Origin of the sequence: Prosthecobacter sp. (assembly GCF_034366625.1) — a bacterium.
Classification (GTDB): domain Bacteria; phylum Verrucomicrobiota; class Verrucomicrobiia; order Verrucomicrobiales; family Verrucomicrobiaceae; genus Prosthecobacter.
Genome location: NZ_JAXMIH010000006.1, coordinates 50,619 through 62,952, shown reverse-complemented (window position 1 = coordinate 62,952; position 12,334 = coordinate 50,619). Strand labels below are relative to the sequence as shown.

At 60.5% G+C, this 12,334-nt stretch carries 11 protein-coding genes and 1 tRNA gene; 9 read left to right on the top strand and 3 right to left on the bottom strand.

Features of this window, described 5'->3' with window-relative positions:
• Nucleotides 1–4: 4 nt before the first annotated feature.
• The 3 genes from U1A53_RS03115 to U1A53_RS03105 all read right to left on the bottom strand — a co-directional run bounded on the left by U1A53_RS03115 (nt 5) and on the right by U1A53_RS03105 (nt 1,598).
• Nucleotides 5–79: transfer RNA gene (locus tag U1A53_RS03115), tRNA-Val, on the bottom strand.
• A 43-nt stretch (nt 80–122) separates the two neighbouring features.
• Nucleotides 123–1,175, bottom strand: coding sequence for a sugar phosphate isomerase/epimerase (locus U1A53_RS03110; protein ID WP_322278918.1), 1,053 nt, complete (start codon nt 1,173–1,175; stop codon nt 123–125).
• A gap of 57 nt (nt 1,176–1,232) precedes the next feature.
• Nucleotides 1,233–1,598, bottom strand: coding sequence for a hypothetical protein (locus tag U1A53_RS03105; protein ID WP_322278917.1), 366 nt, complete (start codon nt 1,596–1,598; stop codon nt 1,233–1,235).
• On the opposite strand from U1A53_RS03105, the gene U1A53_RS03100 reads away from it, so the two are divergent.
• The 9 genes from U1A53_RS03100 (at nt 1,597) to U1A53_RS03060 (ending at nt 12,326) form a co-directional block, all read left to right on the top strand.
• The gene (locus U1A53_RS03100; RefSeq protein WP_322278915.1) at nt 1,597–1,926 is read left to right on the top strand and encodes a hypothetical protein; all 330 of its coding nucleotides are present in this window, start codon (nt 1,597–1,599) and stop codon (nt 1,924–1,926) included. The two genes, U1A53_RS03105 and U1A53_RS03100, sit on opposite strands and share 2 nt — an antisense overlap.
• 633 nt (nt 1,927–2,559) lie before the next feature.
• Nucleotides 2,560–3,483: a 16S rRNA (cytosine(1402)-N(4))-methyltransferase RsmH gene (rsmH, locus tag U1A53_RS03095; RefSeq protein ID WP_345786480.1), complete on the top strand. Its 924-nt coding sequence runs from the start codon at nt 2,560–2,562 to the stop codon at nt 3,481–3,483.
• Complete coding sequence (locus U1A53_RS03090) at nt 3,480–3,872, top strand: hypothetical protein (RefSeq protein WP_322278912.1); 393 nt, start codon at nt 3,480–3,482, stop codon at nt 3,870–3,872. The genes rsmH and U1A53_RS03090 overlap by 4 nt, the downstream gene beginning before the upstream one ends.
• Nucleotides 3,869–5,731, top strand: coding sequence for a penicillin-binding protein 2 (locus tag U1A53_RS03085; RefSeq protein ID WP_322278911.1), 1,863 nt, complete (start codon nt 3,869–3,871; stop codon nt 5,729–5,731). Before U1A53_RS03090 ends, U1A53_RS03085 begins: the two co-directional genes overlap by 4 nt.
• Entirely contained in the window at nt 5,728–7,272 is a 1,545-nt protein-coding gene (locus U1A53_RS03080) for a UDP-N-acetylmuramoyl-L-alanyl-D-glutamate--2,6-diaminopimelate ligase (RefSeq protein ID WP_322278910.1), read from the top strand. The genes U1A53_RS03085 and U1A53_RS03080 overlap by 4 nt, the downstream gene beginning before the upstream one ends.
• The gene (gene murF / locus U1A53_RS03075) at nt 7,269–8,645 is read left to right on the top strand and encodes a UDP-N-acetylmuramoyl-tripeptide--D-alanyl-D-alanine ligase (RefSeq protein WP_322278908.1); all 1,377 of its coding nucleotides are present in this window, start codon (nt 7,269–7,271) and stop codon (nt 8,643–8,645) included. Before U1A53_RS03080 ends, murF begins: the two co-directional genes overlap by 4 nt.
• Nucleotides 8,642–9,787, top strand: coding sequence for a phospho-N-acetylmuramoyl-pentapeptide-transferase (mraY, locus tag U1A53_RS03070; RefSeq protein ID WP_322278907.1), 1,146 nt, complete (start codon nt 8,642–8,644; stop codon nt 9,785–9,787). The genes murF and mraY overlap by 4 nt, the downstream gene beginning before the upstream one ends.
• Before the next feature lie 3 nt (nt 9,788–9,790).
• Nucleotides 9,791–11,107: a UDP-N-acetylmuramoyl-L-alanine--D-glutamate ligase gene (gene murD, locus U1A53_RS03065; protein WP_322278905.1), complete on the top strand. Its 1,317-nt coding sequence runs from the start codon at nt 9,791–9,793 to the stop codon at nt 11,105–11,107.
• Between the two features lie 37 nt (nt 11,108–11,144).
• Complete coding sequence (locus U1A53_RS03060; protein WP_322278904.1) at nt 11,145–12,326, top strand: LysM peptidoglycan-binding domain-containing protein; 1,182 nt, start codon at nt 11,145–11,147, stop codon at nt 12,324–12,326.
• Nucleotides 12,327–12,334 lie beyond the last annotated feature (8 nt).

The following is a 12,334-nucleotide window of genomic DNA, read 5'->3' as shown; positions in this document are numbered from 1 at the left end:
GGGGTGGTGCGCGGAGAGGGATTCGAACCCCCGACCAACTCGGTGTAAACGAGCCGCTCTACCACTGAGCTATCCACGCATCGGACGTGCGGCGATGTATCGCGAAGCGGGGCGATGTGCAATCACGCATTTGCGCGCAGCCAGGCAAAACTGCGTTCGCACTCGCCTTTTTGGTAGGCGATTTCGGCGTCTTTTTTGCCAGGACCGTCGGGTGCTTTGAAGCTGTCGATTTTTTTGCCACGCTTGGCCATGGCGAGCCAGGCCTTGAACATGTCGGTGTCGCGGTGATTTGGAAAGATCTTCCAGAACTCGTCCTTCTGGTGCTCGAAGGGGCGGGCGAAGCCGGAGATGGTTTCGACTTGCAGCGGGACACCGGGGGCGAGTTCGGCAAAGCGTTTGGCGTAGGCTTTGAAATCGACAAGGCCTTCGCCAATGGCGGTCCATTGCACGACGACCGCGCCTTTTTCATCTTCCCAGAGCATGCTGTCTCGCACGCTGCTGCAAATGGTGAGCGGGCCGAGGATTTCGAGGTGCTTCAAAGGCTCCTCCAGCGCCCAGACGGCGTTGCCGGGGTCGATGTTGGCACCGACATAGCCTTTGCCGGCGGCATCGATGAGCGCCTTGAGTTCGTGGGACTGCATGTCGCCCGCGTGATTTTCGATGGCGATCTTGATGCCCTCGGCCTCGGCAAGGGACTGGTTGGCCTTGATGGCCTTGATGGTGTTTTCGATGTGCTTGTCGATGCCACCGTCGGTGGAGCGGTCTTTTTGATTGCCTAGGTAGCAGCGGGCGACGGGGGAACCGAGCATCTTGGCGACACGGATGGTGTGGGCGAGGTGTTCCGCACCGGTGCCGTTGGCGGTCTTCCAAGTATTGGAGCTTTCACACACGCTGCCGGTGCCGACGTAGATTTGCAGGTCCACGCGATGAGCCTGCTCTTTGAGGCTTTTCAAGTAGCCTTCCTCGAAGTTTTCAAAAACGCCGAGTTCGGAGAGGAAGATGGTGTTGAGCTTGAGCGAGGCCGCGTAGTTGATGTGATCTGCGGCTTTCCAGCCGGTGGCGCGGACAGAAAAGTGATCGAGGCCAATGGCCAGCTTTGAGCCGGTACCGGCTCGGGAGAACGATGCCGCAGCGGTGGCGGCGAGAGATTGCGCAAGAAAGGAACGGCGGTTCATTCTGCCATGCTAGCGGAGTCGATTCTGCTGTCGATAACGAATCTCGCGTGTGGCTGATCAGCGGATGATCAGCTTCACCCCGCCCTGGCCCTGACGATCATCAGCGGAGGAGACGAGAATTTGGGCGAGATGATGACCGCTGCGCCAAGGAGTGCCATTGATCGGCTTCACCTGGAGCAGATAGGCTCCCGTGCCGACATTGCGGAAGGAGGTGATGTTGTTGCTGAAAGGGGATTGCTGACCGGGCACCTCGAAGTATTCCATCAACGTGAAGTGATCTTTTGTCAGATCGGTCACAGGCCAGCCACCGCTGCTGACGAGCACCATGATGTTGGCAGGATGCGTGTTGCCACTGGCCGCAGAACCTGCGGAGGCCTGCCCGGCGACGGTCAATGAGGTGGCACCACCTGCGCCTGTTTTCATGACGATCTTCGGTGCCACAGGCGCGGGCGGTACGGGTGGCTTCGGTGCCGGGACTTCAAAGACGGGTTTCAGCACTGGTGCCGGGTCAGGCTTCTTTGCAGGCGCGGCGGGCATGGGCTTGGCAGGTGCTTTTGACTTCACTTTCACCGGCTTCTTTGCCGGAATTGATTTTTTCTTTACCGGAACTGCTTTTTTGGCCGCTTTCTTCACTGGCGTCGGCTTGTTCTTTTTAGCGGCGGGCTTCTTTTTAGCGGGTGCCTTTTTGGGAGCAGGTTTCTTGGCCATGGTGATTAGTGGGTCGGAATTGTTTCAATTTCTGCGAGGCTAGCAATACTTCCGGTCATCTGTCGAGATTCCTCTTGGTATTCTGGTGCAAATTGTAAAAGAAGTGCCAAGCGGGAGAAGGCGGTTGGCGCCTCTAATCGTTGTCGAGACGGGCAAACTTGGCTGTATTCATGCCCATGGAAGGCTGTTTGGAGGGTGATCTCAGTTGGCCCAATTGAGGATATCTCTAAAATCTCCAGTTGATCGAATGAACAGTATTGGAGTAATTCTGCCTGAAAGCAAAAATTCTGAAAATAGACGATTGCCAAGAATATGATCTCTCGATTATAAGGATTAGTTAGAATTTTAGTCTTATGACATTTATGCCACTCTTTCACATGGGTAGGCAGTTTGATGTTCAGCTTCTTTTATGAACGCACCTGCTGCAATTGGATTCCCTCTGCCGCGCCTCTCGCATCGGTCAAGCCGATGGAGGCGGTTGCCTGCGTGGCCATTGCTTGTTGGGATTTCCAGACTGATTGGATTTTCTCAAGTGGGCGGGTGGCCGTGGTTTGGTGCGACCGATGCGATGGACGACCTGATGCCTTGGGGGCGTGGAACTTTGGTAACACGACCTGGCGGTGGGGGAGGGGGAGATTCGTTGGAACCTGCCCCGCCCGAATCACCCACGCGCAATCTGCCTTTCTATCATGCACCCGTGCTGCTTGCCGAGGTGGTCTCACTGCTCCAGCCGGCTCCAGGGAAGCTTTTTTTCGACGGTACGCTCGGTGGTGGCGGGCATTCCGAAGCGCTCCTGCAGCATGGCGCACGTGTTGTCGCGATGGACCAGGATGTGAATGCGCTCAAGCATGCCACAGAGCGTTTGAAGTCTTATGCGGCACAGTTCTGCGCGCTGCGCGGCAATTTCCGTCATTTCCCGCAGATCGTTGAAGAGACCGGCGTCTCCGGCTTTGACGGTATGCTGGTCGATATTGGCGTGTCGAGTCATCAACTCGACGATGCCGCCCGTGGTTTCTCCTTCATGAGAGACGGCCCGCTCGATCTGCGCATGGACACCGAATCGCCACGCACGGCGGCGGACATCGTGAACACGGCGGACGAGCCTGAGCTCACGCGACTCTTCTTTGAATATGGCGAGGAGCCCAATGCCCGTCGCATCGCCCGGGCGATCATCAAGGCGCGCGCGGCGTGTCGCATCAAAACCACACTCCAGTTTGCCGACATCGTCGCCGCCGCATCGCCGAAGCGTGGGAAACGTCACCCGGCCACACTTGTGTTTCAGGCCCTGCGCATCGCCGTGAATGACGAACTCGCCGCGCTGCACGACTTTCTCGCCGCCGCCCCGCGCTGGTTGAAACCCGGAGGCAGGCTGGCGGTGATCTCTTTCCATTCGTTGGAGGACCGCATCGTTAAACAGACGCTGCAGCATCTCTCCGCCCCATTTCTCGACCGGCCGGAATGGCCGGAGCCGCGTAAAAATCCTGATTGCGTGCTCAAACTTATCACACGCAAGCCTGTGCAGGCCACTCCGCACGAGATCGAAATGAACCCGCGTGCACGCAGCGCCGTGCTGCGCGTCGCCGAACGTCTTCCCGTATGAAACCTCGCCAGCGCAACCGCTACCGCAACAGCCTCGGCCTGCCCACGATCACGGCGATCCTGATCGTCGTCGCCTCGCTGGCGCTCGTGGGTCTCGGCATCGTGGTGAGCAAAAACCGTGTGCGTGCCCTCGGTGAGGAGCAGCGCAAGGTCGAGTCCGACATGCGCCTGCTGCAGGCAGAGATCCTCGCCCTGAACAACCGCATTGAAACACTGCTCACGCGTGATCGCGTGCAGCCGCGTCTCACCGGTGCGGGCACCTTGCTGCGTCAGATCACGAAGCGCAGTCTGATCATGCTCAAACCGCTGCCGCCGCAGCCTGTTGAAGAAACTGCCTCGGCACCCTCGCTGGATCCTTCCTTTGCTCAAACTACACCCCAGAATCCGTGAGCCAGCCTCTTCCAAATCAAACCCAGCTCCGTCGTGACCGCCCGGTGTGCCGCCGCATGCTGCTGCTGCTGTTTGTGCTGCTGGCGGGCTTTTCGCTCGTGACCTGGCGGCTCGCGGTCATTCAGATCAAGGAATCGCCGCGTCTTGCAGCCCTCGCCGCGCAGAAATACCAGCGCCACATCGTCCTGCCTGCGCATCGTGGTGCCATCAAAGATCTTAACGGCGAATACCTCGCGCATGATGAAGACGTGAGCGAGCTTTACACGGACCGCACACATCTGCGCGAGATCATCACCGTGCGCCATCATCTTGCCGCTGTGCGCGGGGTGCGGGCAATTGAATTGCGAGAACAGCTCGATGAGGCCGGCACCCTCGCCGCCTACCATGACCATGTCGCCAGGGTGCTCTCGGGCATTCTGCCGCTGCCGGAAAAAGAGCTCCGCGCGCAAATAGCATCGGACAAGCCAGAGATCGTCCTTGCCAAACAGGTGGATGAAGAAACCGCGAAACAGTGGGGTATCCTGTTCAAAGCCGAACACCTTTTCGGCATCCACCTGCGTCCCGCCGTCGCGCGCCGTTTCCCTGCGAAGGACCGCCTATCTCTCGTGCTTGGCGATACCGACACCGGCAACAAAGGCCGCTGGGGTGTTGAAAAGCTCATGGATGCCAAACTCACCGGCACCCCCGGCGAGCAGTTCATCGAGCGTGACAAGTCTGGCCACGAGCTTCCCGCTTATCGTGGTCAGGTCGTCGAGCCGCAACACGGCAACGACGTGCATCTCACCATCGACATGCAGCTTCAGGACAACATCGAGGCGATCTGCGAACGCGCCTGGAAGGCCAACAATGCCCGCCGCGTTGTCATCGTCGTTACCGAGCCCGCCACCGGCACCGTCCTCGCTATGGCTGCGCGTCCGCATCGTGATGTGAGCAATCCCGATGTCAGCACCTGGACCAATCACGTCATCGCGGAACCCTACGAACCCGGCTCCATCTTCAAGGTCATCACCCTGGCCGCCGCGCTCGACAATAACAAGGTCACTCCCGGCGAGAAGATCGACTGCGGCAACATGTTCTACGAAGATCCAGTCCGGAAAGTGAAGCTCAGCGACGACGAGCCGCTCGGCATGCAGACCGTCAAAGGCGTCCTCGTCCACTCCAGTAACATCGGCATGTACAAAATCAGCAAGCGCGTCGGCCAGGACATGATGCTCGACTACGCTTCGCGTTTCGGCTTCGGCAGCGTCACCGGCATCGGCCTTCTGGGCGAAAAGGCCGGCTACATGAACACCGGCAAATGGAGCAACACCACCTATTCACGCATGCCCATCGGCTATGAGGTCTCCGTCACACCCTTGCAGATGTGCATGGCCTACGGCGTCATCGCCAACGGTGGCGTGCTCATGAAACCGCGCCTCGTCGACCGTGTCGTCAAAGCCACCGGCGAAAACGAAATCACTCCGCCGCAGCCCGTCTGGCAGGTCTGCACCGCCAAAACGGCTGCTTCGCTACGCGATTTCCTCGAAGGCGTCGTGCTCGAAGGCACTGGCAGCCGTGCCGCCATGCCCGAGGTCCGCGTTGGTGGCAAAACCGGCACCACCCGTCGTTACGATCCTGAAAAGAAGCGCTACATCGAGGGCTCCTACCTCACTTCCTTCATTGGCATGGCCCCGATGGAAAAGCCGCAGGTCGTCTGCCTCGTCATGCTCGACGATCCGAAGGCTGAGAGCGAAAAAATGATCCGCGGCGGCCGCGTTGCCGCGCCCATCTTCGCCGAAGTCGTGCGCGAGACGCTCGATCATCTCTCCATCCGCAACGAACGTCCGATCAAAGTTGCCTCGAAAGGAGGTGCGCAATGAAACTGCGTGATCTCATTCCGCATCTCGACAAACCCGCCGTCTCCGGCAACCTCGATACTGAGATCGCTGGCTTCGCTTATGATTCGCGCAAATCGGGTCCAAGCATTGCTTTCGTCGCGCTGCGTGGCACGCACGCGGACGGTCACGCGTTCATTCCGAAGGCCATTGAACTCGGCGCTGCCGCGATTATCGCCGAGCAGGCTCCGCCGGACGATGTCACCGTGCCCTGGGTGCATGTGCGTCACTCGCGCATCGCGCTCGCGCAGGCGGCGGCGGCCTTGAACGGGCACCCGGCCAAAGCACTGATCATCGCCGGTGTCACTGGAACCAACGGCAAGACCACCACGGCCTTCCTCCTGCATCATCTGTTCAATGCAGCGCAGATGCGCAGCGGCCTGCTCGGCACCGTGTTTTACGATCTTGGCAACGGTGAGCAACTGCCCGCCACGCACACCACGCCCGAATCGCTCGAAATCCAGGGCCTGCTCGCCTCCATGCGTGACAACGGCTGCCGCGCCTGCGCCATGGAGGTCTCCTCCCACGCGCTCGATCAGGAACGCGTCTTCGGCCTGCCCTTCGCCGCCGCCATCTTCACCAACCTCACGCAGGACCATCTCGATTACCACGGCACGATGGAGAAGTACTTTGAGGCCAAGGTGCGTCTGTTTGAAATCACGGCCGCATCGCCGCGCTCGGCGCTCATCATCAATGGTGATGACTCCTGGGGTCGCAAACTCGCGCAGCGCTTTGAGCACACCGGCTGCGTCACGCGTTTTGGCTTCGGCGTCGGTTGTGAGTTCCGCGCCATCAACGTGCGCTACGATCTCACCGGAACCACTTTCGAGCTAGAGGCCAAGGGCCGCAGTTTCCTCGTGCGTCTGCCGCTCATCGGCGATTTCAATGTGTACAACGCCCTCGGCGCTCTCGCTGCCGCGCATGGCGTCGGCTTGAATCTGCGCGAGGCCGTCAAAAGCCTGCACAACGCGCCGCAGGTGCCGGGACGCATGGAGCGTGTCTCTGAAAACTCACGTTTCCAGGTCTTCGTCGATTACGCGCACACGCCCGACGGCCTCGAAAACGCCCTGCGCACCGCCCGTGCGCTGCGTCCGCGCCGTCTCATCACCGTATTTGGCTGCGGTGGCGATCGCGACCGCACCAAGCGTTCGAAGATGGCCGCCGCCGCCGAGGCAGGCAGCGACATCTGCGTGCTCACCTCCGACAATCCGCGCACCGAAGATCCCGAGCAGATTTTGAATGACGCGAAGGCTGGTTTTACCCGCCCGCAAAAACACGCCATCATCGCCGACCGCCGCGAAGCCATTCGCGTGGCGCTCGAAAACGCCTGGGAGGGCGATCTCGTGCTCATCGCCGGCAAAGGCCACGAAGACTACCAGGACATCCAGGGCAAGAAGCATCCCTTCGACGACCGCAAGATCGCCCGCCAGTTCCTGCACGATCTCAAAGCCACCCGCGCCCAGGATCGCGAGGATAAAGCCGCCGAACGTGAAGCCCAGCGTGGTTTCCGCGACCACGACCGATGATTCCGATTCCACTCCAGATTCTCGCCCAATTCACCGCAGGCACGCTGCGTGGTGATGGATCGCGTCTGGTGAAGAATGTGAGCACCGACACGCGCAAGATCATTGCAGGGGACGTGTTCGTCGCCTTGGTTGGCGACAAATTCGACGCGCACGATTTCATCCCGCAGGCTGCCGCCGCCGGCGTCGCTGTAGTCGTCGTCAGCAAGATCAATCCGGCCTGGGGCTCGCTGCCCTGCGCCGTGATCGAGGTGGGCGACACCTTGATCGCCCTGCAAAACATGGCGCGTGGCTATCGCCAGCATCACGCGCCGCTGATCATCGGTTTGACCGGCAGCAATGGCAAAACATCGACCAAAGACCTTGCCGCCATCGTGATGGCGAAAAAACTGCGGACCCGCGCCACCTTTGGCAACTTGAACAACCACATCGGCGTGCCGCTCACGCTGCTTTCATTGCGCGAGGGCGATCAATGCTGCGTCACGGAGATGGGCATGAACCACGCTGGTGAGATCAAGGTGCTCACCGACATCGCCGATCCGGACGCCGGCATCCTCACGAATGTCGGCATGGCCCATATCGAGCACATGGGCACGCAGGATGCGATTGCGTGGGAAAAAGCCACGCTGCCAGCGCAGGTGAAGCGCAGTGGTGTCGTCGTGCTCAATGCGAACGACAAATACAGTGAGACCATCGCCCGCCACTGCCAGGCCAGCGTTTCGACGGCTGGAGTCGGCTGCGGGGATGTTTTCGCCAGCAACCTGCGCGCCGATGCGACTGGAACCACCTTCACGCTCGATTTCGGCGGCGAAAAAGTCGAAACGCGGCTGCCCGTTCTCGGAGAGCACATGGTCGGCAATGCCGCGCTCGCCGCGTGCATGGGCTGGCGGCAGGGCATTGCCCCCGCGGACATCGCTGATGCCTTGAATCACGCGAAACTCACCGGCGGTCGTGTCGAACCGAAGGTCGTCAACGGCATCCAGTTCATTGATGATTCGTACAACGCCAATCCTGACAGCATGATCGCCGGGTTGCGGACGCTCAGCACGTTGGGCGGTGAGAACAGCCGCCGCGTGGCCGTACTGGGCCGCATGGGCGAGCTTGGAACGATTGCGCAGGCCGAACATCGTCGCGTCGGTGAGTTTGCCGGCTCTCTCGGCCTCACCGCTGTTTTCACGGTGGGCGGTGACGAGGCTGCGCTCATCAGTGCCGCCGCCGCACGGACGAACAGCACGCTGCAGTCCCGCCATTTTCCCGATCACGCCTCCTGTGCGGCTCGTCTGCGCGAGTGGTTGCGCGAGGGAGACGTGGTGCTGCTCAAAGGCAGCCGCTCCGCGCGCATGGAACAGGTTCTCACGCACTTCTCCGCATCATGATGTACTGGCTCTACGAACTCAGGGAATGGCTCTTCGCTCATCAGTGGATCAGCGATGATGCCGCCCTGTACAAGGTGCTCAACCTGTTCAAGTACCACACCTTCCGTGCCGGCGGGGCCGCCATCACGGCTTTTGTGCTTTCGCTGCTGTATGGCGAGCGCCTGATCCGCAAACTGATCTCGCTCAAGATCGGCCAGCCGATCCGCTCCGCCGAGGAAGTGCACAAACTCTATGAACTGCACGGCAAGAAGGCCGGCACGCCGACGATGGGCGGCATTTTGATCCTTGGTGCCATCGTCATCTCGACACTGATGTGGGCGAAATGGGACAACATCATGGTGTGGATCGTCCTGTTCACCACCATCGGCCTCGGTGCGCTCGGTTTTCGCGACGACTACCTCAAGATCAGCAAGAAGAACTCCAAAGGTGTCAGCGCGCGCACCAAGCTTGTCTGGCAGACCTCGGTGGCGCTTTTGGCGGGTGTTTTGTTCGCCTACGTGGTTCCTGGCGACAACGGCATCACCCTGCGTGCTCTATACCTGCCGTTCGTGAAGGACGCCGTCATTGCGGACATGCACCTCTTTGCCGTAGCGCTGTTCACGCTCATCATCGTCGGCGCGTCGAACGCAGTGAATCTCACGGACGGTCTCGACGGCCTCGCCACCGGTTGCTCACTGACCACGGCGCTCGCCTATGCCGGGTTCGGCTACATCTGCGGCAACGCGCGCTATTCGGACTACCTCGGCGTGGCGCACAACAGCCTCGCCAATGAACTGCCCATCATCGCGATGGCGCTGGCTGGCGCGTGCCTTGGCTTCCTTTGGTTCAACGCGCATCCCGCCAAAATGTTCATGGGCGACACCGGTTCGCTCGCGCTTGGCGGCTGCATCGCGACGCTCGCCATCGGCTGCAAGCAGGAGATCGTGCTCGCGCTCGTTGGCGGCGTGTTTGTGATGGAGGCGATGAGCGTCATCCTCCAGGTCTGGAGCTTCAAGAAGCGCGGTAAGCGCATCTTCCGCATGGCTCCGATCCATCATCATTTCGAGCTCGGCGGCTGGCACGAGAACCAGGTCATCGTGCGCTTCTGGGTGCTCTCGTTGCTCTTTGCCATGCTCGGCCTCGCCACGCTCAAGCTTCGTTGATTCATGAAATTCGCCTCACAACACCTCGCCATTCTCGGCGCCGGGCGCAGCGGCCTCGGTGCCGCGCTTCTGGCGCGCCAGCATGGCGCGGTGGTGACGGTGTTTGACGAGGGTGACGCGGTCAAAACCGACAAGCTCGAAGCCGAAGGCTTCCAATCGGTCACTGGCCAGGCCGCGCGTGATCTCGAGGTGAAACCCGGTGAATTTCAGCAGGTCATCATCAGCCCTGGTCTGGACGAACACTGGCCGCTGCCGAAGAAGTTCACCGATGTAGGCACCCCGCTCGTCGGCGAGACCGAGTTTGCCTTTAATCTCACGAACATGCCGATGGCGGCGATCACCGGCACCAACGGCAAGAGCACCTGCACGGAGCTGATCGCGACGCTGTTTAATGGCTGCGGCATGAAATCGCTGCCCTGCGGCAATCACGGCGTGTCCTTGAGCGAGGTCGTCGCCAGCGGCGCGCGTTACGACGTGCTGGCGCTTGAGATCAGCAGCTTCCAGCTTGAAACGATCCGCAACTTCCGTGCGAAGGCCAGCCTGTGGCTCAACTTCGCGCCCGATCATCTGGACCGCTATCCAAACATGGAGGCGTACTTCGCCGCGAAGGCCCGCATCTTTGAAAACGTCAGGACAGATGATGTCGCCATCGTGCGAGCAGGTGAAAGCGTCTCCTCCGGCAAGGCGCAGCGCTGGACGTTCTCCGCCTATGGCGCCGAGGCCGGTTACACCTACAACGCGGGCAAATTTTATTATCACGACCAGGAAATCGGCGGCGCGGCCGGTTTGAAACTGCGCGGGAAGCACAACATGGAGAACGTGCTCGCTGCGCTCATGACCGGTCGCGTGTTTGGTCTTCAGTACTCCAGCATGCTGCATGCGCTGGAGAGCTACGAGCCGCCGCGGCATCGTTGCGAACTGGTGCGCACCTTGCACAACCGTGAATACATCAACGACTCGAAGGCCACGAACCTGCACGCGCTGGAAGCCTGTCTGCGTTCGCAGGAGCGTCCGATTGTGCTGATCGCCGGTGGCAAGGACAAGGAGCTCGATTACACGCCGCTGCGCGCCGAGTTGAATGGCCAGGTGCGCGCGATGGTGTTCATCGGCGAGATCGCGCCGCAGCTTGAGCGCACGTTTGGCGATCTGCTGCCCTGCCAGCGTGCCACGGACATGACCGACGCCGTGCGCCTGGCCACCGCAGCTTCGCAGGCCGGCGATGCGATCATCCTCAGTCCCGGCACCTCCTCCTTTGACATGTACACCGGCTATGCCCAGCGCGGCGAGGTGTTTCGTGACGCCGTAAACGCCTTGAAATGAAATTTTGAAATACAAACTCCCACCAACCCAAGGTCCCATGAAGACGAAACCCAAGACCAAAGAATCCAAACTGCTGCTCAACCTGATGGATGGTGAGCGGCACCGCCATCGCGTGGCGCTCGTGACGGAAGAGGGAGAATGGAACCAGCACGAGCCGAATTCCGGCATGGCGCGCATGTTTGTCGTCATGCTGTTGATTCATGTCGTCCTCATCAGCGGCATCATTTTTTATGATTACATGGACGACGAGAAGACGCCGCAGCAGTCCGTCACGCAGGCAGCGCGCGCAATGGGTGCCGCCTCGGGTCTGCCACAGGCCGCGCCTGAAATTGTCAGCGCCCAGGCACAGGCTGCGGCGGACACGCAGCAGCATGACAACTACGAGATGCGTTCGGGGGATTCGATCAAATCCATCGCGGCCAAGTTCGGCTCCACGGAAGAGGAGATCACCAAGATGAACATGATCGACAAAGGGCTGCAAATCGGTCCTGGAACGATGCTGCGCGTGCCGAAGCAGGCTGTGCCGAGCGCGATTCCAGTGGATCCGAAGACGCTGAAACCGCTGGCGGCCACGGAGGAGGTGTCGAAGGCTCTTCCCCTCCAGGATCAGCCGCCTGCGACGAAAGTTCCCAGCGAAGCCGTGAAGCCTGCCGATGCGCCAGCGAGCCTTTCCGCCGCCGCCATGACGCCGATGTCCCTCGTGGCACCGAGCGAAGCTCCGCCTGCCACACCATCACTCGCATCCGCGGCTGACATGCCGGCGATTGCGCCTGCACCGGAAACCAAAACAGCACCGCTTCCCCCACCCTCCAATCCGCATCCCGTTTCACTCCTGAAGGAAGACGCGCCGACGGTGAAGGCGAGCAAGCCGGCGGTTTCCAAGCCCACGGAAGAGCCGAAACTGGTCGCCAAGGCGGAGCCGAAGCCGCTTGTGAAACCGAATCCCGTGCCGTCGCCGACGCAGATGCTGAAAAAGATCGCCGACACACCTCCGGCGACGAAGAAAACCGAGCCGACGAAAAAAACGACCGCTGACGCTCCGCCCAAATCTGCGGCGAAAGCCACTCCGGCCCGCACGCACATACTGAAGTCGGGTGAGACGCTTTACCGCCTCTCGTCCAAGTACGGTGTCTCTGTCGCCACCATTCAGAAGGCGAATAACATCAAGAATCCCAACGCCATGCGTGACGGGATGAAGCTGGTGATCCCTGCGAAGTAAACTTTCGT